Here is a 24,638-nt window from a genome sequence, read left to right as displayed (position 1 = left end):
GGCTAATGGAATCTATGTACTCGCCTGGCGCTGGAACAGGCCTGTTGAAAACTGTGTTTTCAACAGGCCTGAAGCGTCTTCAGGCGATAGGAGGGCGGCACGGACCACCCTCGTTCGATACGTTTACGCGCCGACCGGAATCGGGATCGGGCGAGCCAGAGGCGGGACGACAGCACTGGTGGGTGCAATGCCGGCCTCGAACTCTGGACGGAAATATTTGATTGCGCTGCCCAATGGCTCCACGGCGCCCGGTGCGTGAGCACAGAAAGTCTTGCCTGGGCCGAGGAAACCGACCAGACCCAGCAGGGTCTCGATATCGCCGGCTTGCCCTTCACCGTTCTCGATCGCACGCAGCAGCTTGACGCTCCACGGCAGACCGTCACGGCACGGGGTGCAGAAGCCGCAGGATTCGCGGGAGAAGAACTCTTCCATGTTGCGCAGCAGGGAGACCATGTTGACGCTGTCGTCCACGGCCATTGCCAGGCCGGTACCCATACGGGTGCCGACTTTGGCGATGCCACCGGCGTACATTTGTGCGTCCAGGTGCTCAGGCAAGAGGAAGCCGGTACCGGCGCCACCTGGCTGCCAGCACTTGAGCTTGAAGCCGTCGCGCATGCCGCCGGCGTAGTCTTCGAACAGCTCGCGAGCGGTCACGCCGAACGGCAGTTCCCACAGGCCGGGGTTCTTCACTTTGCCGGAGAAGCCCATCAGCTTGGTGCCGTGGTCTTCGCTGCCTTCACGGGCCAGGGATTTGTACCAGTCAACACCGTCGGCGATGATCGCCGGCACGTTGCACAGGGTTTCGACGTTGTTCACGCAAGTCGGCTTGCCCCACACGCCAACGGCGGCAGGGAAGGGCGGCTTGGAGCGCGGGTTGGCGCGGCGGCCTTCGAGGGAATTGATCAGTGCGGTTTCTTCACCGCAGATATAACGCCCGGCGCCGGTGTGGACGAACAGTTCGAAATCGAAGCCGCTGCCCAGAATGTTCTTGCCCAGCAGGCCCGCGGCTTTTGCTTCTTCCACAGCACGGTTCAGGTGCTTGGCGGCGGTGGTGTATTCGCCACGCAGGAAGATGTAGCCACGGTAGGTTTTCAGCGCGCGAGCACTGATCAGCATGCCTTCGATCAGCAGATGGGGCAGTTGCTCCATCAGCATGCGGTCTTTCCAGGTGTTGGGTTCCATTTCATCCGCGTTGCACAGCAAGTAGCGGATGTTGATGGATTCGTCCTTGGGCATCAGGCCCCACTTCACACCCGTGGGGAAGCCTGCGCCACCGCGACCCTTGAGGCCGGAGTCTTTGACGGTCTGGACGATATCGTCCTGAGACATATCGGCGAATGCCTTGCGCGCAGCGGCGTAGCCATTCTTGGCCTGGTACTCGTCGAGCCAGATGGCTTCGCCGTCGTCACGCAGACGCCAGGTCAACGGATGGGTTTGTGCACTGCGCTTGATGAGGTTGGCAGGGCCGAAGGAAGTCAGGGTCATACGTAGCCCTCCAACAGTTTGGCAACGCCAGCAGGCTGTACATTACCGAAAGTGTCGTCGTCGATCATCAGCGCAGGTGCCTTGTCGCAGTTGCCGAGGCAGCAGACCGGTAGCAGTGTGAAACGACCGTCGGCGGTGGTTTGACCCAGGCCGATGCCGAGATTGCTCTGGATCTCGCTGACCACCGACTCGTGACCGCCGATAAAGCAGACCATGCTGTCGCAGACGCGAATGATGTGACGGCCCACTGGCTGACGGAAGATCTGGCTGTAGAACGTCGCCACGCCCTCAACGTCGCTGGCCGGAATGCCGAGGATCTCGCCGATGGCGTAGAGCGCGCCATCAGGCACCCAGCCACGTTCCTTCTGGACAATCTTCAGGGCTTCGATCGACGCCGCGCGCGGGTCTTCGTAGTGATGCAGCTCGTGCTCGATGGCCGAGCGCTCGGTTTCGCTCAGGGCGAAACGGTCTGTCTGGATAAGCGTGCTGTTCATGCTTAGCGGTCCACGTCGGCCATAACGAAATCGATACTACCCAGGTACGCGATCAAGTCCGCGACCATGCTGCCTTTGATCACCGAAGGGATCTGCTGCAAGTGCGGGAAGCTTGGGGTACGAATCCGGGTGCGGTAGCTCATGGTGCCGCCATCGCTCGTCAGGTAATAACTGTTGATACCCTTGGTCGCTTCAATCATCTGGAAGGATTCGTTGGCCGGCATGACCGGGCCCCACGAAACTTGCAGGAAGTGCGTGATCAGGGTTTCGATGTGCTGCAGCGTGCGCTCTTTAGGCGGCGGCGTGGTCAGCGGGTGATCCGCTTTGTACGGGCCTTCCGGCATGTTGCGCAGGCACTGGTCGATGATCTTGACGCTCTGGCGCATTTCTTCGACGCGAACCATGCAGCGGTCGTAGGCATCGCCATTGGCCGCCAGCGGAACTTCGAATTCGAAGTTCTCGTAGCCCGAATACGGGCGGGCTTTACGCAGGTCGAAATTACAGCCGGTGGAACGCAAGCCAGAACCGGTGACGCCCCATTCCAGGGCTTCTTTGGTGTTGTAGGCTGCGACGCCGATGGTCCGGCCACGCAGGATGCTGTTCTGCAGCGCGGCTTTCTCGTACTCGTCGAGGCGCTTTGGCAGCCATTCGACGAAGTCCTTGACCAGCTTGTCCCAGCCGCGTGGCAGATCGTGCGCGACGCCGCCGATGCGGTACCAGGCCGGGTGCAGACGGAAGCCGGTGATGGCTTCGATCACGGTGTAGGCTTTTTGCCGGTCGGTGAAGGTGAAGAACACCGGGGTCATGGCGCCGACGTCCTGGATATAAGTACCCAGGAACAACAGGTGGCTGGTGATCCGGAAGAACTCGGCCATCATGATGCGGATGACGTCGACCTTCTCCGGCACCTTGATGCCGGCCAGTTTCTCGACCGAGAGCACGTACGGCAGGTTGTTCATCACGCCGCCGAGGTAGTCGATCCGGTCGGTGTACGGGATGAAGCTGTGCCAGGACTGACGCTCGGCCATTTTCTCGGCGCCACGGTGGTGGTAACCGACGTCCGGAACGCAGTCGACGATTTCTTCACCGTCAAGTTGCAGGATGATACGGAACGCACCGTGAGCCGAAGGGTGGTTCGGGCCAAGGTTGAGGAACATGTAGTCCTCGTTGGCGCCGGAACGCTTCATGCCCCAGTCTTCCGGTTTGAAGCGCGCGGCTTCTTCTTCCAGCTGTTGCTTGGCCAGGGTCAGGCTGAACGGGTCGAATTCGGTGGCGCGGGCCGGGAAATCCTTGCGCAGCGGGTGACCTTCCCAGGTCGGCGGCATCATGATCCGGGTCAAATGAGGATGGCCGGCAAAGTCGATGCCGTACATGTCCCACACTTCACGCTCGTACCAGTTGGCGTTCGGCCAGATCGAGGTGACGGTCGGCAAGCTGAGGTCGCTCTCGGACAAGGCGACCTTGATCATTACGTCACTATTACGTTCGATCGACAGCAGGTGATAGAACACGGTGAATTCGACGCCGTTCGGCAAACCCTGACGCTTGGTGCGCAGACGCTCGTCCACGCCGTGCAGGTCATACAGCATGACGTACGGCTTGGGCAGGTTACGCAGGAAAGTCAGGACTTCGATCAGTTTGGCGCGGGTAACCCAAAGCACCGGCATGCCGGTGCGGGTGGCCTGGACGGAGAACGCCTCCGGGCCAAAACGGTTGTTCAGTTCGACGACCACATCTTGGTCGTCTGCCTTATAAGGCGGGATGTACAGAGCACTGCCTGTAGTCATGGCTTTTTATCGCTTTCGGTCAACGTAAAGAATGAAACCAGGTTCTCGTTTCTTTGTAAGAGCTGAGCTGGATCAGACTTCGTCGGGGCTGCGCAGGTTGGTTACCTGAATACGCTGTTCACGGCGCTGTTCCTTTTGCGACGGCATTTCGGCGCGGTAAACGCCTTGATCACCAACGACCCAGGAAAGTGGGCGACGCTCCTGGCCAATCGACTCCTGCAAGAGCATCAAGCCTTGCAGAAAAGCTTCAGGGCGGGGCGGGCAGCCGGGCACATAGACGTCCACGGGCAGGAACTTGTCCACCCCTTGAACGACGGAATAGATGTCGTACATGCCACCGGAGTTGGCGCACGAACCCATGGAGATAACCCACTTGGGTTCCAGCATTTGCTCGTAGAGACGCTGAATGATCGGCGCCATCTTGATGAAGCAGGTACCGGCAATAACCATGAAATCCGCCTGGCGCGGTGATGCCCGGATAACTTCGGCGCCAAAGCGTGCGATGTCATGGGGCGCCGTGAAGGCGGTAGTCATTTCCACGTAGCAGCACGACAGACCGAAGTTGTATGGCCACAGGGAGTTTTTACGCCCCCAGTTGACCGTACTGTTCAGCACGTCTTCGAGCTTGCCCATGAAGATATTTTTGTGGACTTGATCTTCTAACGGATCGGAAACGGTATCCCGTTCGCCGATCGGGTACTGCTCGTTAGGAGCATCCGGGTCGATCCTGGTGAGATTGTATTGCATCGCCAAAGCCTCATTGTTTTAGCTTCGCTTGCCGCTTACGACGACCTTCCGGAGCCCAATCAAGTGCCCCCACTCGCCAAAGGTAGACAAGACCTGCCAACAGAATTGCTATGAAAACGAGAGCTTCGACAAATCCGGTCCAGCCGCTTTCGCGGACGGACACAGACCAGGCAAAGAGAAAAAGGGCTTCGATATCGAAGATCACGAAGAGCATCGCGACCAGATAGAATTTGGCTGAGAGCCGCAAGCGGGCGCTACCGGTAGGCAGCATGCCGGACTCGAACGGTTCGTTTTTACTGCGGCCCCAGGCTTTGGAGCCCAGCAGGCTGGAAACACCGAGCATGAAGGCACAAAGGCCGCCAACACCCAGAAGGAAAATGGCAAAGCCCCAGTTGTGGGCCATGAGTCCTGTCGCTTCGGGCATGCTGGTAATCCTTGGCAGAGAGCAAAGGTCTCTGAGCTTGAATAGAAATAAAGCAGTGACGATATGTCGCAGCGCAATCAATCCCGGTGATTTTATGGCTAAACACCGGGCAAGTAAATTTTCTATGGCGAAATTATTTAGTGAAATGAGGACATGGCATGCCTCCGGACCCTCGCAGCCCAGACGTTGCGGGCATTAGGCGCTGTTTTGTCAATTATCTTTTGTGGGTGATGTAACGAACAATGTACAGTTTAAATGATAATCAATATTGTTTAACGCGGTTTTTAAACTGCTACTTGGGGTGGTAAGCGGGAAGTTGCGCATACATACCCTCTACTGCAAGTTGCGAGCTCAGCCGTTTTAACCTTTTTTTCGAGATCTGATACTGCTTGGGATCAATTTTTTTTATCGGCTGCGGGCGCAAGCTTTGAGTCAAGACGCGATCCGTAGCAGCCGGCGAGCTCGCGGGCCTGCTGCCACGGGGGATCGAACGCTGTCTGGGAAATCCCCAAAAAAACGCCCCGAACCGGTCGGGGCGTTAGATATGCGGCATTCCAGTTAGTTTTCTATACGGTCTGGAATGGCCGTTTGCTCAAGAAGCGAAGTCGATCAGTGGAACTGTTCTTCTTCGGTGGAGCCGGTCAGCGCGGTAACCGAAGACGTGCCGCCTTGAATTACGGTGGTCATGTCGTCGAAGTAGCCGGTGCCGACTTCCTGTTGGTGAGCCACGAAGGTGTAACCCTTGGCGGCGTCAGCGAACTCTTGTTCTTGCAGTTTCACGTAAGCGGTCATGTCGTTGCGGGCGTAGTCGTGCGCCAGGTTGAACATGCTGTGCCACATGTTGTGAATGCCGGCCAGGGTGATGAACTGGTGCTTGTAACCCATGGCGGACAGTTCGCGCTGGAACTTGGCGATGGTCGCGTCGTCCAGGTTTTTCTTCCAGTTGAAGGAAGGCGAGCAGTTGTACGACAGCAGCTGGTCCGGGTATTCCTTTTTGATCGCTTCAGCGAAACGACGAGCTTCGTCCAGGTCCGGCTTGGCGGTTTCGCACCAGATCAGGTCGGCGTATGGCGCATAGGCCAGGCCGCGAGCGATAGCCTGGTCGAGGCCGGCGCGCACTTTGTAGAAGCCTTCCTGAGTGCGTTCGCCAGTGACGAACGGTTGGTCGTACGGGTCGCAGTCCGAGGTCAGCAGGTCAGCGGCGTTGGCGTCGGTACGGGCCAGGATGATGGTCGGTGTACCGGCAACGTCAGCCGCCAGGCGGGCGGCGGTCAGCTTCTGTACGGCTTCCTGGGTAGGAACCAGTACCTTGCCGCCCATGTGGCCGCATTTTTTCACGGACGCCAGCTGGTCTTCAAAGTGAACGCCGGCAGCGCCTGCTTCGATCATGCTTTTCATCAGCTCGTAGGCGTTCAGCACGCCACCGAAACCGGCTTCAGCATCGGCGACGATCGGTGCGAAGTAGTCGATGTAGCCGTCGTCACCCGGGTTCTTGCCGGCTTTCCACTGGATCTGGTCGGCGCGACGGAACGAGTTGTTGATGCGCTTGACCACGGTCGGTACGGAGTCGACCGGGTACAGCGACTGGTCCGGGTACATCGATTCTGCAGAGTTGTTGTCTGCAGCGACTTGCCAACCCGACAGGTAGATCGCCTGGATACCGGCTTTAACTTGCTGTACGGCCTGGCCGCCGGTCAGGGCGCCCATGCAGTTGACGAAATCTTTCTCAGGACGGAAGGACGGCTTGGCACCTTGGGTGACCAGGTTCCAGAGCTTCTCGGCGCCCATTTTTGCAAAGGTGTGCTCAGGTTGAACCGAGCCACGCAGACGGACGACGTCAGCAGCGGAGTAAGCGCGAGTCACGCCTTTCCAGCGTGGGTTTTCAGCCCAGTCTTTTTCGAGGGCTGCAATTTGCTGTTCGCGTGTCAGTGCCATGGAGATAAACCTCGTCGCGTCTTGTGTGGAAAGTGGTTCTTGGGTGGAAAATTCCAGCTCCACCAGGTACGCAGGTTTGAAAGATTGCGTAGATGGCTGCTCGCTGACCAGAAGCTTAGGTGGTCAAGTCGGGTCTGGCGGGGAGGGCGACGGGATGAACGATGGGCTCGAGGAGGGAGGCTGAGCAGGTAAGGGCGAGCTGGTGGGCGCATTCGGGCGTCGTGGGCCTTTATACGATCATCAGTGTGTTGCCGGTCTACCTAATTACGCTTCCGTCCCTCGGGACAACTTCGTTCCAGTCGCAACCTCGTCAAACACACCTTGTGGGCGGTACAGACACGAATCGGCTCAGGTAGGTAGGTTAGAGCGGCGATTCGAAGGCCCTTGCCAGGGCCCCTGATTAGCGGGAGCGAGGCCATCATGCCTTTGCTTTTTTTGCTCGTCAAACGTTTTGTAGTGCTTTTTTTTAAGCACTACATCTTTGGTCTAATACGACTAATCAGTCAGTTTTTGGTGTGTTAGTCCAAGGTATCGACTTTTACCCGCAAGGTCATGTCATCCCGGCCTTGAGTCGAATAGCTGCGGGCCAGCCCCTGTTTATCGGCCTGGGTCTGGCGATTGACCCCGGCCAGGGTGATCCATTCGCCAAGGCGGCCGCTGACCGTGGTGTTGGTACTTTGCACGTTCACTACATCGGGACGTTCCTGGCTCATTCGGTCACGATTGGTTCTGATATTGAGGTGAACGATGTCGCCGGTGACGCTGGCTGTGACGTAGAAACCCTGGGTGACGTTGCGGTACTGGGTCTGGCTTTGCAGGTGGGCGTAGTTGTTGGTCGGGTTTTGCGGTGGGCTGGAGCTGTTGCTCGGGTTTTGCGGCGGGCTGGAGGTGTTGGTCTGGTTTGGCAGGCTGGCGTAGGCATCGGTCTGGGTGCTGGTCAGCGGCACGATCTGGCCGATCTGGATCAGGGCCGGTGTACCTTCGCTGGTCTGGACCTGCTGAATGCCGCCTTCGCGGCTGTCGGTGCTGTAGGTGATGATCCGCGTCCGCTGATCGGTGTTGTCTTGCTGGTTGTTTTCATTGGTGTCGACAGTGATCAGCAGGCGTTTGGGCGCGGTGTCGAGCTGTGCGATCAGGGCCTTGAATTCGTTGATCTTGTCGGGTTCGGCGTTGACGATCAGCTGGTTGCCGTAGGCGCTGACCTTGCCGTCCCTGCCGATAAAATTCTGCGCAATCGGCAGCAGGTCGGCGCTGGTGCGATTGTTGAGTTGCACCACCTCGGTAGCGGCGATGACCGAAAAACTGCAGGTCAGCAGCAGTGTGGTGAACAGGGTGCGTAGGGACATGTCCGTTATCTCCGCGATCAAAGGCTCGAGTTTGCCAGTTTGTCGGCCTGCGAAGGGGCAAGTTGAATCCTGGACGGCAAAACGCCCCGGTATCTGAAGATAGCAGGGCGTTTTGCTGATCGTTCCCATGCTCCGCGTGGGATGATCGTTCCCACGCTCTGCGTGGGAATGCCTCTCAGGACGCTCCGCGTCCTTTCGCGGTGGTGATGCGGAGCGTCACCGGCTGCATTCCCACGCGGAGCCTGGGAACGATCAGTGGTGGCCGCGCACCATGTCGACGTGCGGAATCCCTGCTTCCAGGAACTCCTCACTGACAATGCTGAAGCCCAGGCGCTCATAGAACGCTGTCGCCTGAACCTGTGCACTGAGCATCTGCTGCTTGAGCCCGCGCTTCTCGGCTTCACCGATCACCGCTTGCATCAGTGCATCGCCGACCTTCAGGCCGCGCCAGTCCTTGAGGACTGATACGCGGCCGACGTGCCCATCAGGCAACAGGCGCGCAGTACCAATCGGAAAATCACCTTCGAAGGCGAGGAAATGCACGGCGCTTGCGTCGTCGGCATCCCATTCCAGTTCGGGTGGAACGGATTGCTCGGCGATGAACACCGCTTCACGAATGCGCCGGATCTCGGCGTTGTCCTTTTGCCAGTCTGCGACACGTACGTGAATCTTATTCATCGGCAAACCCCAGGCTTCCTTGCTTGACCAGTTCACACAGCAGGCCCCGACCGTCTTCATCGCTCAGCCAATGGCCAAGGTTGTCGACGTGTAGCGCGTCGGCGGCGCAAATCATTTTCAGCAGCTCGCGCAACTTGCCCGGCAGATAACGGCTCTGGCCGCTGGCGAACAGCAGCAGGTCGTCGTCGACTTCCGACCAGGCCAGGCGCGCGCTTGGGTTGCGGATCAGCACGGCGCCTTGCTCGAGACTGCTGAGCAGGTCGTCTTCTTCCAGTTCCGGGCCGACCACCAGTTCCGGGTAGCGTGGTTCGGTCATGAACTGGCCGAACCAGGTCAGCAGCAGGCGTTCGTCGCTCATGTGTTCGGCGAGCAGGCTTTTCAAGCGGTCGAGGGCGTCATGCTGGATCTGGTGCGGGTCGATCGCTGGTTGTGCGTCGGCGTCGGTGTAACGCTCTTCGTCAGGCAGGAACTGGCTGAGGAAGTCAGTGAAGTGGGTCAGCACTTCAGCGGCGCTCGGGGCGCGGAAGCCCACCGAGTAGGTCATGCAGTCGTCGACAGCCACGCCGCAATGGGCCAGGCGCGGCGGCAGGTAGAGCATGTCGCCCGGTTCCAGGGTCCACTCGTCGGTCCCCTGGAAGTCGGCAAGGATGCGCAGGTCGGCGTGCTCGAGCAGAGGGCTCTCGGAATCGCACATCTGGCCGATCTTCCAGTTGCGCTTGCCATGGCCTTGCAGCAGGAACACGTCGTAGTTGTCGAAGTGCGGGCCTACGCTGCCGCCAGGCGCAGCGAAGCTGATCATCACGTCGTCGATGCGCCAGCTCGGCAGGAAGCGGAAGTGCTCCAGCAGCTCGCTGACTTCCGGCACGAACTGGTCGACGGCTTGCACCAGCAAGGTCCACTCGCGCTCGGGCAGTTTGCTGAATTCGTCTTCGGCGAACGGGCCGCGACGCAATTCCCATGGGCGCTCGCCGTGCTCGATGACCAGTCGCGATTCGACTTCCTCTTCCAGTGCCAGGCCGGCCAGTTCGTCGGCGTCGATCGGGCTTTCGAAATCAGGGATCGCCTGGCGAATCAGCAGCGGCTTTTTCTGCCAGTAGTCGCGCAGGAATTCCCGTGCAGTGATGCCGCCCAGAAGTTGAAGAGGAATATCAGGATTCATGTGTAACCTATTGAAAAAAAGTACTTTTCAGACGGGAATAAAAACGCCCGGCGCTGCCGGGCGTCTAAATGTATTACGAGCGGTCAGATGCGCTTGGCTTGAGCCACGGCGTTGCCGATGTAATTGGCCGGAGTGAGCTTTTTCAGCTCGGCCTTGGCCTCGGCAGGCATGTCCAGTGCATCGATGAAAGTCTGCAGCGCTTCAGGGCTGATGCCCTTGCCGCGAGTCAGCTCTTTCAGCTTTTCGTACGGGTTTTCGATGTTGTAGCGACGCATCACGGTCTGGATCGGTTCGGCCAGGACTTCCCAGCACGCATCCAGGTCAGCAGCGATTTTCTGGGCGTTGAGCTCCAGTTTGCTGATGCCTTTGAGGCTGGCTTCGTAAGCGATAACGCTGTGAGCGAAGCCGACGCCGAGGTTGCGCAGTACGGTGGAGTCGGTCAGGTCACGCTGCCAGCGGGAGATTGGCAGCTTGCTCGCCAGGTGCTGGAACAGTGCATTGGCGATACCCAGGTTGCCTTCGGAGTTTTCGAAGTCGATCGGGTTGACCTTGTGCGGCATGGTCGAGGAGCCGATTTCGCCGGCAATGGTGCGCTGCTTGAAGTAGCCCAGGGAGATGTAACCCCAGATATCGCGATCGAAGTCGATCAGGATGGTGTTGAAGCGGGCGATCGCGTCGAACAGCTCGGCGATGTAGTCGTGCGGTTCGATCTGCGTGGTATACGGGTTGAAGCCCAGGCCCAGTTCATCTTCGATAAACGCGCGAGCGTTGGCTTCCCAGTCGATCTCAGGGTAGGCCGAGAGGTGTGCGTTGTAGTTGCCGACAGCGCCGTTGATCTTGCCCAGCAGCGGAACGGCGGCGACTTGGGCGATCTGGCGTTCCAGGCGGTAAACCACGTTGGCCAGTTCTTTGCCCAGGGTGGTCGGCGAAGCCGGTTGACCGTGGGTACGCGAGAGCATCGGCACGTCGGCGAAGCGGATCGCCAGCTCGCGAATGGCTTCAGCAGTCTGGCGCATCAGCGGCAGCATCACCTCATCACGGCCTTCGCGCAGCATCAGGGCGTGGGACAGGTTGTTGATGTCCTCGCTGGTGCAGGCAAAGTGGATGAATTCACTGACGTTGGCCAGTTCAGGCAGTTTGGCGGCCTGTTCCTTGAGCAGGTACTCAATGGCTTTAACATCGTGGTTGGTGGTGCGCTCGATCTCTTTGACGCGCTCGGCGTGTTCCAGCGAGAAGTTTTCCGCCAGTTCATTCAGAGCCGCGTTGGCTTCGGCGGAAAACGCCGGGACTTCGCAGATGCTAGCGTGAGCGGCCAGGCGCTGGAGCCAGCGCACTTCAACCAGGACGCGAGCACGGATCAGACCGTATTCGCTGAAAATTGGGCGCAGGGCCTGGGTTTTGCCGGCGTAGCGGCCGTCAACAGGGGAAACCGCAGTGAGCGAAGAGAGCTGCATGGGGTGTTCTCGGACAGTCGGGCAACGAAATGGGGCGCGTATCATACATGAAAAAAAACCGCTGGTCCGTTGCCAACTGACCAGCGTTTACGCGTTACAGACTACAAAACAATATTGCGGGCGCGGTTCAGCTGCTGCGCATCAGCGGATAAAGCTCTTTGAGCAGTTTGCGGCGGCTGAATACCAGCTGCCAGCGATGACCACCCAGCTGGCGCCACAAGCGCGCCGAGCGGATGCCGGCCAGCAACAGGGCGCGGATCTTCGACGAGTTGCTCGGTTGCTGCAGGTTGCGCATGTCGCCGTGCACCTGAATCCGTTGGCGCAGGGTGCTCAAGGTGTCCTGATACAGCGCTCCACAAGCGGCGATCACGTTTTCGTGGGCCGGGCCGAAATGCTCGACCTGGGACTGAATCTGCGGCAAGCGTTTGCCGATCACTTCGAGCATGTCGTCACGCTTGGCCAGTTGTCGCTCGAGGCCGAGCATCGACAGCGCATAGCGCAAGGGTTCGCGTTGCAAGGTGTTCGGGTCGCGCTCCAGGGCGCCGATCAGTGCGCGATAACCTTCGCGCAGATTGATGTCGTCGCCACCGTAGACTTCCAGGGTGTCCTTCGGATCACGGATCAGCAGGCTGCCAAGCATGCAGCTCAGACCGGCTTCCGTGACCTGGCCGGTCTTGGCGATCTTGTCGACCAGGACTGCGGCGAGAAAAACACCGCCCAGGGCTGTCAGTTGCTCCTGAGTCGGGCTCATGCGCGCGAATCCTTGCTGCTCCAGGGTTCGGCCACTTCAATGACGCCGCCGCCAAGGCAGATTTCGCCGTCGTAGAACACCACGGACTGGCCGGGGGTTACTGCGCGCTGCGGGTCGTCGAAAATAGCGCGATAGCCATTGGCGGTTTTTTCCAGGGTGCAGGGCTGGTCGCTCTGGCGATAGCGGACTTTCGCAGTGAGCTTGCGCGGCGTGCTCAGGTCGACCGGGTTGACCCAGTAGATGTCCGAGGCGAGCAGCGCGCGGGAGAACAGCCATGGGTGATCATTGCCCTGGCCAACGATCAGCTCGTTGTGCTCCAGGTCCTTGATCAGCACGTACCACGGCTCTTCGCCGGCGTCTTTCAGGCCGCCGATGCCCAGACCCTGGCGCTGGCCGATGGTGTGGTACATCAGGCCGTGGTGGCGACCGATCACTTCACCTTCGGTGGTTTTGATCTCGCCAGGCTGTGCCGGCAGGTATTGCTTGAGGAAGTCGCTGAAACGGCGTTCGCCGATAAAGCAGATCCCGGTGGAGTCCTTTTTCTTCGCCGTAGCCAGCTGGTGTTTCTCGGCAATCGCTCGAACCGCAGGTTTTTCCAGCTCGCCGACCGGGAACAGGGTCTTGGCGATCTGCTCGCCGCCGACGGCGTGCAGGAAGTAGCTCTGATCCTTGTTGGGGTCCAGGCCTTTGAGCAGTTCGGTACGGCCATCGATGTCGCGGCGGCGCACGTAGTGGCCGGTGGCGATCAGGTCGGCACCGAGCATCAGGGCGTAGTCGAGGAACGCCTTGAACTTGATTTCGCGGTTGCAGAGGATGTCCGGGTTCGGTGTGCGCCCGGCTTTGTATTCGGCCAGGAAATGCTCGAACACGTTGTCCCAGTACTCAGCGGCGAAGTTGGCGGTGTGCAGCTTGATGCCAATTTTGTCGCAAACGGCTTGAGCGTCGGCCAGGTCGTCCATGGCGGTGCAATAGTCCGTTCCGTCATCCTCCTCCCAGTTCTTCATGAACAGGCCTTCCACCTGATAACCCTGCTCGATCAGCAGTAGGGCGGAAACGGAAGAGTCCACGCCGCCGGACATGCCGACGATAACGCGCTTCTTTTGTGTGTCAGAAGGGGCTGGATCACGCATAGGGATTCAAAGGGTGTCTTGAAAAAGGACGCGATTCTAACAGGCCGGAGCCTGCAAGGCTAAAGAGAAGGGCGGATCAGCTCGAGACTGTGCAGCTTGCCGCTCAAATAATCGTCGATGCACTGGAGGATTAGCTCGCTGCGCCAGTCCGGGCGTCGTTCCAGCAGCTCGGTGCGGGTTAGCCAGCGCGGGCCGATAATGCCGTCATCCAGCTGATAATCGGGATGATGCTGTAGCGGTTTGCCAGCGAAGCACACGCGTTGGTAGGTCACGCCGTTGCTTGGAGCAGTATAGAGGTAGATGCCGATAACGCCGGTCAGTTCGATGTCCCAGCCGGTTTCTTCGAGGGTTTCACGAATCGCGGCGTCGATCAGTGTTTCGTCGGGATCCAGGTGCCCGGCGGGCTGATTGAGCACCGCTCGTCCGCCCGCGAGTTCCTCGACCATCAGGAAGCGGCCATTGTCTTCGACGATGGTCGCGACGGTGATGTGGGGCTGCCAATCCATATAAGTGCTTGCCTTGGGAGAGAAGGTCATCATAAAGCGAACGCGGTCCCTGTAGGAGCCGAGCTTGCTCGCGATAGCATCACCGCAGTGAATCAGACAGACCGCGCTGGCTGCATCGCGAGCAAGCTCGGCTCCTACAGAAAAGCGCAAGCCATAAACAGAAACCCCGGCGCGGGGCCGGGGCTCTGGTATTACAGTGCAGCGCTATCAGGCAGCCAGGCTGTCGGAAGCCAGCGCAGCGATTGCCGCGTTGAAGATTTCGCTAGGGCGCATGGCCTTGCTGATCAGTGCTGGCGTGGCGTAGTAGTAGCCACCGATTTCCACTGGTTTGCCCTGAACGGCGTTGAGCTCGGCAACGATGGCCGCCTCGTTTTCGGTCAGGGTTTTCGCCAGTTGGCCAAATTGCGCCTGGAGGGCGGCATCTTCAGTCTGGGCGGCCAGGGCCTGGGCCCAGTACAGCGCCAGGTAGAAGTGGCTGCCGCGGTTGTCGATGTTGCCGACTTTGCGTGCAGGCGACTTGTTGTTGTCCAGGAACTGACCGGTGGCCTGATCCAGAGTCTTGGCCAGTACCAGGGCTTTCGGGTTGTTGTAAGTCACACCCAAATGCTCAAGGGAGGCGGCCAGAGCCAGGAACTCACCCAGCGAATCCCAGCGCAGGAAGTTTTCTTCCAGCAACTGCTGAACGTGCTTCGGTGCTGAACCGCCAGCGCCGGTTTCGAACAGACCGCCGCCGTTCATCAGCGGAACGATCGACAGCATCTTGGCGCTGGTGCCCAGCTCCATGATCGGGAACAGGTCGGTCAGGTAGTCGCGCAGTACGTTACCGGTCACCGAGATGGTGTCCTGACCGGCGCGGATGCGCGTCAGCGTGAACGCCATGGCGTCGACTGGCGACATGATGCGGATGTCCAGGCCGGATGTGTCGTGATCCTTCAGGTAGGCCTGAACTTTCTCGATCACCACGCCGTCGTGGGCGCGCATTGGGTCCAGCCAGAAGATCGCTGGAGTGCTGCTGGCGCGAGCACGGTTGACGGCCAGTTTGACCCAGTCCTGGATCGGCGCGTCTTTGGTCTGGCACATGCGGAAGATGTCGCCGGCTTCAACCGACTGTTCCAGCAGAGTGCGGCCAGCGCTGTCGGAAACGCGAACAACGCCGTCAGCCTTGATCTGGAAGGTCTTGTCGTGGGAACCGTACTCTTCGGCTTTTTTCGCCATCAGGCCAACGTTTGGCACGCTGCCCATGGTGGTTGGGTCGAAGGCGCCGTGTTGCTTGCAGTCTTCGATCACCGCCTGGTAGATGGTGGCGTAGCAACGATCCGGGATCACGGCCTTGGTGTCGTGCAGTTGGCCATCGGTGCCCCACATCTTGCCGGAGTCACGGATCATGGCTGGCATCGAGGCGTCGACGATCACGTCGCTCGGCACGTGCAGGTTGGTGACGCCTTTGTCGGAGTTGACCATGGCCAGCGACGGACGAACGGCGTAGACCGCCTGAATGTCGGCTTCGATCTGTGCTTGCTGCTCGGCCGGCAGGGCCTTGATGCGGGCGTACAGGTCGCCGATGCCGTTGTTCAGGTTGAAGCCGATCTGTGCCAGCACGTCAGCGTGCTTGCTCAGGGCGTCTTTATAGAACTCGGCAACGATCTGGCCGAACATGATCGGGTCGGAGACCTTCATCATGGTCGCTTTCAGGTGAACCGACAGCAGCACGCCTTTTTGCCTGGCGTCTTCGATTTCAGCGGCGATGAAGCTGCGCAGGGCGTTTTTGCTCAGCACGGCGCAATCGAGGATCTCACCGGCTTGTACGGTGGTTTTTTCTTTCAGGACGGTGGTACTGCCATCCCGAGCGATCAGTTCGATTTTAACGCTGTCTTTGGCGTCGATCAGGGCGGCTTTTTCGCTGCCGTAGAAATCGCCAGCGCTCATGTGAGCGACGTGGGACTTGGAGTCCGAGCTCCAGGCGCCCATTTTGTGCGGGTGCTTGCGGGCGTAGTTCTTGACCGACAGCGGGGCGCGGCGGTCAGAGTTGCCTTCGCGCAGAACCGGATTTACGGCGCTGCCCTTGACCTTGTCGTAAGCCGCTCTGGCGCTCTTGTCGGCATCGCTGGTCACGGTTTCCGGATAGTCCGGCAGTTCAAAGCCCTGGGCTTGCAATTCTTTGATCGCGGCCTGCAGTTGCGGAACCGAGGCGCTGATGTTCGGCAGCTTGATGATGTTGGCTTCAGGCGTGACGGCCAGGGCGCCCAGTTCGGCGAGGTGGTCGGCTACGGCTTTGTCGCCCAATTGCTCGGGGAAGCTGGCCAGGATGCGCCCTGCAAGAGAGATATCGCGGGTTTCCACGGCGATATCAGCGGAGGCGGTGAAGGCCTCTACGATAGGCAGCAGTGAATAGGTGGCGAGGGCTGGGGCTTCGTCGGTGAAGGTGTAGATGATCTTCGAGCGGGTGGGCATATTCGGATTAACTCTCTTCTTTGCTAGGCGTGCTCGGAATCTCGAGTTGCGCGGGGGTGAGCGCTTTCGTTCAAAGTCGTCCATGAGCCGAAAGTCGAGGTTTCTTCGCGGTGATGTTGGGTGCATCAGTCGAGCGTCAGACGACCGGGTCGCGGTAACAACCCAGTCTTTTCGGGCTTGAAAGTCTCATTCCAGACAGGTCAGCCGGTGTGACTCTGTGGTCACCGGCGCATTATACATAGGTCTTTGGTGTTGCGACGATAGGTCGCGTATTCGAGGTGACGTCCATTGGTCTAAAGGATCGGCTCGCAGGGTCGCCGTACACTGATCGCCCTGGTCCTCGATTTTGTCGTTTTTACCTTTGCTTTCAGGCTTGTAGGCCGCAAAGAGTATAGGTTTGGCCCTGGATGTATGGAACATAAGGTTCCCGTCCAGATTCAACTGGGGTACGCTCCAGAGCAGCCAGATGTTCAATCCACGTAACGGAGTTCAGCATGGGATACAAGAAGATTCAGGTTCCAGCAGTCGGCGACAAAATCACCGTCAATGCAGACCATTCTCTCAATGTTCCTAATAACCCGATCATCCCTTTCATCGAAGGTGATGGTATTGGCGTCGACATCAGCCCGGTCATGATCAAGGTTGTCGATGCTGCTGTTAAGAAAGCTTACGGTGGCGATCGTAAAATCTCCTGGATGGAAGTCTACGCCGGCGAGAAGGCTACCCAGGTCTACGACCAGGACACCTGGTTGCCTCAGGAAACTCTGGATGCTGTCAAAGACTACGTCGTTTCCATCAAAGGCCCGCTGACCACTCCGGTCGGTGGCGGCATCCGTTCCCTGAACGTCGCCCTGCGTCAGCAGCTGGACCTTTATGTTTGCCTGCGTCCAGTGCGTTGGTTCGAAGGCGTGCCTAGCCCGGTCAAGAAGCCTGGCGACGTCGACATGACGATCTTCCGTGAAAACTCGGAAGACATTTATGCCGGTATCGAGTGGAAGGCCGGCTCGCCAGAAGCGATCAAGGTCATCAAATTCCTGAAAGACGAAATGGGTGTCACTAAAATCCGTTTCGACCAGAACTGCGGTATCGGCGTCAAGCCGGTTTCCCTGGAAGGCACCAAGCGTCTGGCGCGCAAGGCCCTGCAGTATGTAGTCGACAATGATCGCGACTCGCTGACTATCGTGCACAAAGGCAACATCATGAAGTTCACCGAAGGTGCCTTCAAAGAGTGGGCCTACGAAGTGGCTGCTGAAGAATTCGGCGCTACCTTGCTCGATGGCGGTCCCTGGATGCAGTTCAAGAACCCTAGAACCGGCAAGAATGTCATCGTCAAAGATGCCATCGCCGATGCCATGCTGCAGCAAATTCTGCTGCGCCCGGCTGAATACGATGTGATCGCGACCCTGAACCTGAACGGTGACTACCTGTCCGACGCCCTGGCGGCCGAAGTGGGTGGTATCGGTATCGCACCAGGCGCCAACCTGTCGGACACCGTCGCGATGTTCGAAGCCACCCACGGTACGGCTCCAAAGTACGCAGGCAAAGACCAGGTGAACCCGGGTTCGCTGATCCTGTCTGCTGAAATGATGCTACGCCACATGGGCTGGACCGAAGCGGCTGACCTGATCATCAAAGGCACCAACGGCGCAATCTCGGCCAAGACAGTGACCTATGACTTCGAACGTCTGATGGACGGCGCCAAGCTGCTGTCGTCTTCTGCGTTCGGCGATGCTCTGATCTCTCACATGTAAGCTGATCCGCGCCAAGCAGAACCGGCCGACTCAAGTGAATGAGTCGGCCGGTTTTTTTATGACTGGATGTTTGGTGTTGTCAGCTTGATATGGTTTCGTGGTGGGTTGGAGGGTTCGTCTGGGCTGCCTGTGCAGTGGCTGACCTGATTTCAATCGCATGCAAGCCTTTTGGCCCCTGGATGATATCGAAACAAACGGCTTGTCCTGCTTTCAGGGTTTTGTAGCCATCCATTTTAATGGCCGAGTAATGGGCAAACAGATCTTCGTCCTTGCCGTCCTCGTTGATGAATCCATACCCTTTGGCATTGTTGAACCACTTGACCTTGCCGCTTGCCATGCTCATATCCCTCTGCAACAGACTCCATCACTGGAGTATCATCCAGTTCATCAGCACTCAAACCCGGAAATCGGGTTGACTGTGCGGACGTTTATTACCCACTGTGGGCCCTATTGGTTGTAACACCGTTTTGCCGATAGTCAAGGTGACCGGGCGGTCAGAGTTGAAATCCTGCCTGGGCGCCCCCACCACAGTATTTGTTCAACTAACGAACCTTTCTTTCCATGCATGCAATCAGCCAGATTCGACTAACATTCAATCAGGATCGCCCGGATTTACACGACGACGATTCCGCTGGCTTGGCTGTACAGGAGGCTAAGCCCGCGTTGCAGGCGCCGCCGATGTACAAGGTGGTTTTGTTTAACGATGACTACACACCGATGGATTTCGTCGTCGAAGTGCTCGAGGTGTTTTTTAACCTGAATCGAGAGTTGGCGACCAAGGTAATGCTGGCCGTTCATACAGAAGGACGGGCAGTATGTGGAGTGTTTACCCGCGACATCGCCGAGACCAAGGCCATGCAGGTCAACCAGTACGCCAGGGAAAGCCAGCATCCGCTACTCTGTGAAATCGAGAAGGACGGTTAACGCCGACCACTTGGGTATGAGGTGAAGCTATGTTAAACCGCGAGCTCGAAGTCACCCTCAATCTCGCCTTCAAGGAGGCCCGCTCAAAACGTCATGAGTTCATGACGGTCGAGCACCTTTTGTTGGCTCTTTTGGATAATGAGGCAGCCGCTACCGTTCTGCGTGCCTGCGGCGCAAACCTCGACAAACTCAAGCATGACCTGCAGGAGTTTATCGACTCCACCACGCCATTGATCCCTCTTCATGACGAGGATCGCGAAACCCAGCCAACCCTGGGCTTCCAGCGTGTACTGCAACGTGCTGTCTTTCACGTACAGAGCTCGGGTAAACGCGAGGTGACTGGTGCCAACGTGCTGGTCGCAATCTTCAGTGAGCAAGAGAGTCAGGCAGTGTTTCTGCTGAAGCAGCAGAGCGTTGCGCGCATCGATGTCGTCAACTACATCGCTCATGGCATCTCGAAAGTGCCAGGGCATGGCGAACACTCTGAAGGTGAGCAAGATATGCAGGACGACGAGGGCGGTGAGTCTTCTTCTTCAGGCAATCCTCTGGATGCTTATGCCAGCAACCTCAACGAGCTCGCGCGCCAGGGTCGAATAGACCCGTTGGTAGGCCGGGAGCTGGAGGTCGAGCGCGTTGCGCAGATTCTGGCGCGTCGGCGTAAAAACAATCCGCTGTTGGTGGGTGAGGCGGGCGTGGGTAAAACCGCGATCGCCGAAGGTCTGGCCAAGCGCATTGTCGACAATCAGGTGCCTGATCTGTTGGCTCACAGTGTCGTCTATTCCCTCGATCTGGGAGCGCTGCTGGCCGGGACCAAATACCGCGGCGATTTCGAGAAGCGCTTCAAGGCGTTGCTCAACGAGCTGAAGAAACGTCCGCAGGCGATTCTGTTTATCGACGAAATCCACACCATCATTGGCGCCGGTGCAGCGTCCGGTGGTGTCATGGATGCCTCGAACCTGCTCAAGCCGTTGCTGTCTTCGGGTGATATCCGGTGCATCGGCTCGACCACCTTCCAGGAATTCCGTGGCATCTTCGAGAAGGATCGTGCCCTGGCTCGTCGCTTCCAGAAGGTCGATGTGTCTGAACCTTCGGTAGAAGACACCATTGGCATTCTCAGGGGGCTCAAGGGGCGCTTCGAGCTGCATCACGGTATCGAATACAGTGATGAGGCGTTGCGTGCCGCAGCTGAGCTGGCATCGCGTTATATCAATGACCGACACATGCCGGACAAGGCTATCGACGTTATCGACGAGGCGGGTGCCTACCAGCGCCTGCAGCCGATCGAGAAGCGTGTGAAACGCATCGAGGTGGCTCAGGTCGAGGACATCGTGGCGAAGATCGCGCGGATTCCGCCCAAGCACGTCACCAGTTCGGACAAAGAGCTGCTGCGTAACCTTGAGCGTGACTTGAAACTGACAGTATTCGGGCAGGATGCGGCGATCGACTCCTTGTCGACTGCGATCAAGCTGTCCCGTGCCGGCTTGAAGTCGCCCGACAAACCTGTGGGTTCGTTCCTGTTCGCAGGTCCTACGGGTGTCGGTAAAACCGAGGCCGCGCGGCAGCTGGCCAAGGCGTTGGGGATTGAACTGGTTCGCTTCGATATGTCCGAGTACATGGAGCGCCACACCGTTTCCCGCTTGATCGGTGCACCTCCAGGCTACGTGGGCTTCGATCAGGGCGGTTTGCTGACCGAAGCGATCACCAAGCAGCCTCACTGCGTGCTGTTGCTCGATGAGATCGAGAAGGCGCATCCGGAAGTCTTCAACCTGCTGTTGCAGGTCATGGATCACGGTACGCTGACGGATAACAACGGGCGCAAGGCAGATTTCCGTAACGTGATCGTCATCATGACGACCAACGCCGGTGCCGAAACCGCAGCGCGTGCGTCAATCGGCTTCACTTATCAAGATCACTCTTCCGATGCGATGGAAGCGATCAAGAAGAGCTTTACACCGGAATTCCGTAACCGTCTGGACACCATTATCCAGTTTGGTCGCCTCAGTCATGAGGTCATCAAAAGCGTGGTGGACAAGTTCCTTACCGAGCTTCAGGCGCAACTGGAAGACAAGCGTGTACTGCTCGAAGTGACCGATGCTGCACGCGGTTGGCTGGCGGCGGGTGGTTACGATGTGCTGATGGGCGCGCGACCAATGGCTCGCTTGATTCAGGACAAGATCAAGCGTCCGCTCGCTGAGGAAATTCTCTTTGGCGAACTGGCCGAGCATGGTGGCGTGGTACACATCGACCTCAAGGACGGCGAGTTGACCTTCGAGTTCGAGACCACTGCAGAAATGGCCTGACAGTTGTTGCTGTAAAGCGAAAGGCGCCGAAAGGCGCCTTTTTGCTGTCTGGGGGATCGTTCCCACGCTCCGCGTGGGAATGCCTCAACGGACGCTCCGCGTTCGGCTCTTGGGACGCAGAGCGTCCCGGGCTGCATTCCTACGCAGAGCGTGGGAACGATCCACAAACAAAAACGCCCGGCATAAGCCGGGCGTTTTGTATTGACTTGCTTAACGAGCGCGGTAAGTGATGCGCCCTTTGCTCAAGTCATAGGGCGTCAGCTCGACGCGCACTTTGTCACCGGTAAGAATACGGATGTAGTTCTTGCGCATCTTGCCGGAAATATGCGCGGTTACGACGTGCCCATTTTCCAACTCCACACGAAACATGGTGTTGGGCAGGGTGTCGACGACAGTGCCTTCCATTTCGAAGCTGTCTTCTTTCGACATGCAGTAAAGCCCTCGGTGTCCAATGAATGGCCCGGTGCAACTGCGCCAGGCAAAAGCGGCGTGCATTGTGCCCGAAAAGTGGGGTTTAAGCCAAGGGCTTCTAGTTCAGGGTGACCCATCTCTGGTTAATGAGCAGCTCGATGGGGCGATATTGGGTCTTGTAGTTCATCTTTTTGCAGTTCTTGATCCAGTACCCGAGGTAGACGGCGTCCAGCCCCAGGCGCCGGGCCTCGCCGATCTGCCAGAGAATCGCATAGCGGCCCAGGCTGCGGCGTTCTTCCTCGGGTTCATAGAAGGTGTAGACCGCCGATAAGCCGTTGGGCAGCAGATCCGTGACGGCTACCGCCAGCAGGCGTCCCTCAAGACGGAACTCATAGAATCTGGAGAACGGCAGGTCGCGGACCAGAAAGGTTGAAAACTGATCGCGACTCGGCGGATACATATCGCCATCAGCGTGACGCTGCTCGATATAGCGCTGGTAAAGATTGAAATACTCTTCGCTGAAGTCGGGTTTCGCAGGCCGGACCTGAAGATCGGCATTGCGCTTGAAGATGCGTTTCTGCTGACGATTAGGCAGAAACTGCGTCACGGGAATTCGTGCCGGAACACAGGCATTGCAATTTTGGCAATGCGGCCGGTAAAGGTGGTCGCCACTGCGACGAAAACCCATTTCGGACAGATCTGCGTAGACGTGCACATCCATTGGCTGACTAGGGTCGAGGAACAGCGTGGTGGCCTGCTCTTCGGGCAGATAGCTGCAAGAGTGGGGCTGAGTGGCATAAAACTTCAGGCGCGCCAACTCGGTCATGATCAACCCTCGGTATAAGCTTTTGAATTAAGTGTAAGCCAGCCTGGGAGAAGTCGCCTAGCAAACCCAGGTGGCAGTATTGGGTTGGTCGAGATGCTGCTGCAAATAGCCGGAAAAACTGCTGCGAGGTATGGCGCGAGCGCCCAGGCTGTGCAGATGGTCGGTTGGCATCTGGCAGTCAATCAGCACGAAACCCCATTGCTGGAGGTGTTTGACCAGTGTAGCGAAGCCGAATTTCGAGGCGTTGTCGGCGCGGCTAAACATGGATTCGCCGAAAAACAGTTGCCCCATCGCCAGTCCGTAGAGCCCGCCGACCAGAACGCCTTGATCCCAGACTTCGACCGAGTGTGCATAACCTCGCTGATGCAAATGCAAGTAGGCAGCCTGCATGGCGTCGGTGATCCAGGTTCCGTCGGCGTAGTCGCGAGGTGCGGCGCATGCCCGGATCACCGAGCTGAAATCGCGATCGAAGGTCACCTCATAGCGCTGCTGACGCAGCAGCTTGTTCAGGCTGCGCGAGACGTGCAGCTCCTCTGGAAACAGCACTGTACGCGGATCGGGCGACCACCAGAGAATCGGCTGGCCTTCCGAGAACCATGGGAAGCAGCCATGGCGGTAGGCCTGGATCAAGCGATCGGCGGACAGATCGCCACCGGCTGCGAGCAAACCGTTGGGGTCGCGCATGGCTTTTTCCAGCGGCGGAAAGGTCAGGGTGTTGCGTTGTAACCAGGTCAGCATGGCATTCCGACTTGCAGAAGGGGAGGGCGATGGCGGGTCGTATGGCCCGCCGTGAGGCGCTGGATGATCAGTTGTCGTCGAGGTACTTCTCGGCGTCCAGTGCCGCCATACAGCCGGCGCCGGCTGAGGTGACGGCCTGGCGGTAGACATGATCGGCGACGTCGCCGGCCGCGAAGACGCCTTCAATGCCGGTTGCGGTGGCATCGCCTTCGCTGCCGCCCTTGATCAGCAGGTAGCCGTTGCGCATTTCCAGTTGGCCCTGGAACAGGTCGGTATTGGGCTTGTGGCCGATAGCGATGAATACGCCGGTCAACGCCAGATCCCTGGTCTCACCCGTATTGCTGTCCCGCAGACGGGCGCCGGTTACGCCGCTGGCATCGCCCAGCACCTCGTCGAGGTTCTGGTTCCAGTGCAGATGGATATTACCGTTGGCGGCCTTTTCGAAGAGTTTGTCCTGAAGGATTTTCTCCGAGCGCAGTTTGTCGCGACGGTGAATCAGGTGGACTTCCTTGGCAATGTTGGACAGATAAAGTGCTTCTTCCACGGCAGTGTTGCCGCCACCGACCACCGCGACCACTTGATTGCGGTAGAAGAAACCGTCGCAGGTTGCGCAGGCAGAGACACCTTTACCGGCAAAGGTTTCTTCGGATGGCAGGCCCAGGTATTGCGCAGAGGCGCCGGTAGCAATGATCAGCGCGTCGCAGGTATAAGTGCCGCTATCGCCGGTGAGGATAAACGGACGCTGCTGCAACTCTGCAGTATGGATGTGGTCGTAGACGATCTCGGTGTCGAAGCGCTCGGCATGTTTGTGCATGCGCTCCATCAGCACGGGTCCGGTCAGGCCTTCCACGTCGCCGGGCCAGTTGTCGACTTCGATGGTGGTGGTCAGTTGACCGCCGGCCTGCAGGCCGGTAATAACCATCGGCTTGAGGTTGGCGCGAGCGGCATATACGGCGGCGCTGTAACCTGCAGGGCCCGAGCCCAGGATAATCAGGCGTGAATGCTTCGCTTCGCTCATAAAAACACCTCATAAGCCTTTGTCACAAAAGAGAATGCATGCTCAAATTGAACCGCGCGTAAAGTGCTGTTGGCTATGCTACACCGAAGCCGCTCTGGCGTGGCATCGGGCGGACAAACCCGTACAATGCGGGTCTGTAACAGAATGTTCACTGATCACCAACCTGTGCTGGCAGGAGCAAGCACTATAAAGATCGCAGCCTTCGGCAACTTCTACAGTTTCAGAATCGAAGGCCAGAGTGTTAAAAGTAGCTCCAGTTACGCTCGTTAACTTTGTTACCTGCTCGGATTGAGCAGTTTTTATAGTCAATCAACAGTTGGTCG

The 24,638-nt window shown here is 58.4% G+C and carries 22 protein-coding genes; 3 read left to right on the top strand and 19 right to left on the bottom strand.

Going from position 1 to position 24,638, the window contains the following annotated elements:
• Window positions 1-123: 123 nt before the first annotated feature.
• The 14 genes from nuoF to AC07UI_RS15695 form a co-directional block, all read right to left on the bottom strand.
• A complete protein-coding gene (gene nuoF / locus AC07UI_RS15760; RefSeq protein WP_494993347.1) occupies window positions 124-1,485 on the bottom strand; it encodes an NADH-quinone oxidoreductase subunit NuoF in 1,362 nt (453 codons plus the stop codon).
• Window positions 1,482-1,979 (bottom strand): NADH-quinone oxidoreductase subunit NuoE, encoded by a 498-nt coding sequence (gene nuoE, locus AC07UI_RS15755; RefSeq protein WP_494993346.1) that lies wholly within the window; start codon window positions 1,977-1,979, stop codon window positions 1,482-1,484. The genes nuoF and nuoE overlap by 4 nt, the downstream gene beginning before the upstream one ends.
• A 2-nt stretch (window positions 1,980-1,981) precedes the next feature.
• Entirely contained in the window at window positions 1,982-3,766 is a 1,785-nt protein-coding gene (gene nuoC, locus AC07UI_RS15750) for an NADH-quinone oxidoreductase subunit C/D (protein WP_494993345.1), read from the bottom strand.
• Window positions 3,767-3,838: 72 nt separating this feature from the next.
• Window positions 3,839-4,513, bottom strand: coding sequence for a NuoB/complex I 20 kDa subunit family protein (locus AC07UI_RS15745; protein WP_489360825.1), 675 nt, complete (start codon window positions 4,511-4,513; stop codon window positions 3,839-3,841).
• 10 nt (window positions 4,514-4,523) lie between these two features.
• On the bottom strand, window positions 4,524-4,937 hold the full coding sequence (locus AC07UI_RS15740) for an NADH-quinone oxidoreductase subunit A (RefSeq protein ID WP_494993344.1): 414 nt from the start codon (window positions 4,935-4,937) through the stop codon (window positions 4,524-4,526).
• Between the two features lie 609 nt (window positions 4,938-5,546).
• Complete coding sequence (gene aceA, locus AC07UI_RS15735) at window positions 5,547-6,872, bottom strand: isocitrate lyase (RefSeq protein WP_494993343.1); 1,326 nt, start codon at window positions 6,870-6,872, stop codon at window positions 5,547-5,549.
• A gap of 518 nt (window positions 6,873-7,390) precedes the next feature.
• The gene (locus tag AC07UI_RS15730; RefSeq protein ID WP_494993342.1) at window positions 7,391-8,218 is read right to left on the bottom strand and encodes a secretin N-terminal domain-containing protein; all 828 of its coding nucleotides are present in this window, start codon (window positions 8,216-8,218) and stop codon (window positions 7,391-7,393) included.
• A gap of 252 nt (window positions 8,219-8,470) precedes the next feature.
• Window positions 8,471-8,896, bottom strand: a complete 426-nt coding sequence (locus tag AC07UI_RS15725; RefSeq protein WP_494993341.1) for a GNAT family N-acetyltransferase — start codon at window positions 8,894-8,896, stop codon at window positions 8,471-8,473.
• Window positions 8,889-10,055, bottom strand: a complete 1,167-nt coding sequence (locus tag AC07UI_RS15720; protein WP_494993340.1) for a ribosomal protein uL16 3-hydroxylase — start codon at window positions 10,053-10,055, stop codon at window positions 8,889-8,891. The genes AC07UI_RS15725 and AC07UI_RS15720 overlap by 8 nt, the downstream gene beginning before the upstream one ends.
• A gap of 83 nt (window positions 10,056-10,138) precedes the next feature.
• Window positions 10,139-11,509: an adenylosuccinate lyase gene (purB, locus tag AC07UI_RS15715; RefSeq protein ID WP_494993339.1), complete on the bottom strand. Its 1,371-nt coding sequence runs from the start codon at window positions 11,507-11,509 to the stop codon at window positions 10,139-10,141.
• 127 nt (window positions 11,510-11,636) lie between these two features.
• Window positions 11,637-12,260 carry a high frequency lysogenization protein HflD gene (hflD, locus tag AC07UI_RS15710; RefSeq protein ID WP_494993338.1) on the bottom strand — a complete coding sequence of 208 codons (624 nt, stop codon included), beginning with the start codon at window positions 12,258-12,260 and terminating at the stop codon, window positions 11,637-11,639.
• Window positions 12,257-13,390: a tRNA 2-thiouridine(34) synthase MnmA gene (gene mnmA, locus AC07UI_RS15705; protein ID WP_494993337.1), complete on the bottom strand. Its 1,134-nt coding sequence runs from the start codon at window positions 13,388-13,390 to the stop codon at window positions 12,257-12,259. Before mnmA ends, hflD begins: the two co-directional genes overlap by 4 nt.
• A gap of 59 nt (window positions 13,391-13,449) precedes the next feature.
• Window positions 13,450-13,896, bottom strand: a complete 447-nt coding sequence (locus AC07UI_RS15700; protein WP_494993336.1) for an NUDIX hydrolase — start codon at window positions 13,894-13,896, stop codon at window positions 13,450-13,452.
• 207 nt (window positions 13,897-14,103) lie between these two features.
• Window positions 14,104-16,347, bottom strand: coding sequence for an NADP-dependent isocitrate dehydrogenase (locus AC07UI_RS15695; RefSeq protein WP_494993335.1), 2,244 nt, complete (start codon window positions 16,345-16,347; stop codon window positions 14,104-14,106).
• A 494-nt stretch (window positions 16,348-16,841) separates the two neighbouring features.
• On the opposite strand from AC07UI_RS15695, the gene icd reads away from it, so the two are divergent.
• Window positions 16,842-18,098 carry an NADP-dependent isocitrate dehydrogenase gene (gene icd / locus AC07UI_RS15690; protein ID WP_494993334.1) on the top strand — a complete coding sequence of 419 codons (1,257 nt, stop codon included), beginning with the start codon at window positions 16,842-16,844 and terminating at the stop codon, window positions 18,096-18,098.
• Window positions 18,099-18,177: 79 nt separating this feature from the next.
• Here icd and cspD read toward each other — a convergent pair whose 3' ends face one another.
• The gene (cspD, locus tag AC07UI_RS15685) at window positions 18,178-18,435 is read right to left on the bottom strand and encodes a cold shock domain-containing protein CspD (RefSeq protein ID WP_494993333.1); all 258 of its coding nucleotides are present in this window, start codon (window positions 18,433-18,435) and stop codon (window positions 18,178-18,180) included.
• A gap of 224 nt (window positions 18,436-18,659) precedes the next feature.
• On the opposite strand from cspD, the gene clpS reads away from it, so the two are divergent.
• A complete protein-coding gene (gene clpS, locus AC07UI_RS15680) occupies window positions 18,660-19,022 on the top strand; it encodes an ATP-dependent Clp protease adapter ClpS (RefSeq protein ID WP_150806949.1) in 363 nt (120 codons plus the stop codon).
• 29 nt (window positions 19,023-19,051) lie between these two features.
• Window positions 19,052-21,322 (top strand): ATP-dependent Clp protease ATP-binding subunit ClpA, encoded by a 2,271-nt coding sequence (clpA, locus tag AC07UI_RS15675; protein ID WP_494993332.1) that lies wholly within the window; start codon window positions 19,052-19,054, stop codon window positions 21,320-21,322.
• A gap of 210 nt (window positions 21,323-21,532) precedes the next feature.
• On the opposite strand, the gene infA is transcribed toward clpA, so the two are convergent.
• The 4 genes from infA to trxB form a co-directional block, all read right to left on the bottom strand.
• Window positions 21,533-21,751 carry a translation initiation factor IF-1 gene (gene infA / locus AC07UI_RS15670; RefSeq protein WP_002553999.1) on the bottom strand — a complete coding sequence of 73 codons (219 nt, stop codon included), beginning with the start codon at window positions 21,749-21,751 and terminating at the stop codon, window positions 21,533-21,535.
• A 100-nt stretch (window positions 21,752-21,851) separates the two neighbouring features.
• The gene (locus AC07UI_RS15665; protein ID WP_494993331.1) at window positions 21,852-22,559 is read right to left on the bottom strand and encodes an arginyltransferase; all 708 of its coding nucleotides are present in this window, start codon (window positions 22,557-22,559) and stop codon (window positions 21,852-21,854) included.
• A 57-nt stretch (window positions 22,560-22,616) separates the two neighbouring features.
• Window positions 22,617-23,297, bottom strand: a complete 681-nt coding sequence (gene aat / locus AC07UI_RS15660) for a leucyl/phenylalanyl-tRNA--protein transferase (protein WP_494993330.1) — start codon at window positions 23,295-23,297, stop codon at window positions 22,617-22,619.
• Window positions 23,298-23,364: 67 nt separating this feature from the next.
• Entirely contained in the window at window positions 23,365-24,315 is a 951-nt protein-coding gene (trxB, locus tag AC07UI_RS15655; RefSeq protein WP_494993329.1) for a thioredoxin-disulfide reductase, read from the bottom strand.
• Window positions 24,316-24,638: the final 323 nt, after the last annotated feature.

The sequence above is a fragment of the Pseudomonas sp. GW821-FHT04C07 genome (assembly GCF_059420325.1).
This window is presented reverse-complemented; position numbering and strand designations above follow the sequence as displayed.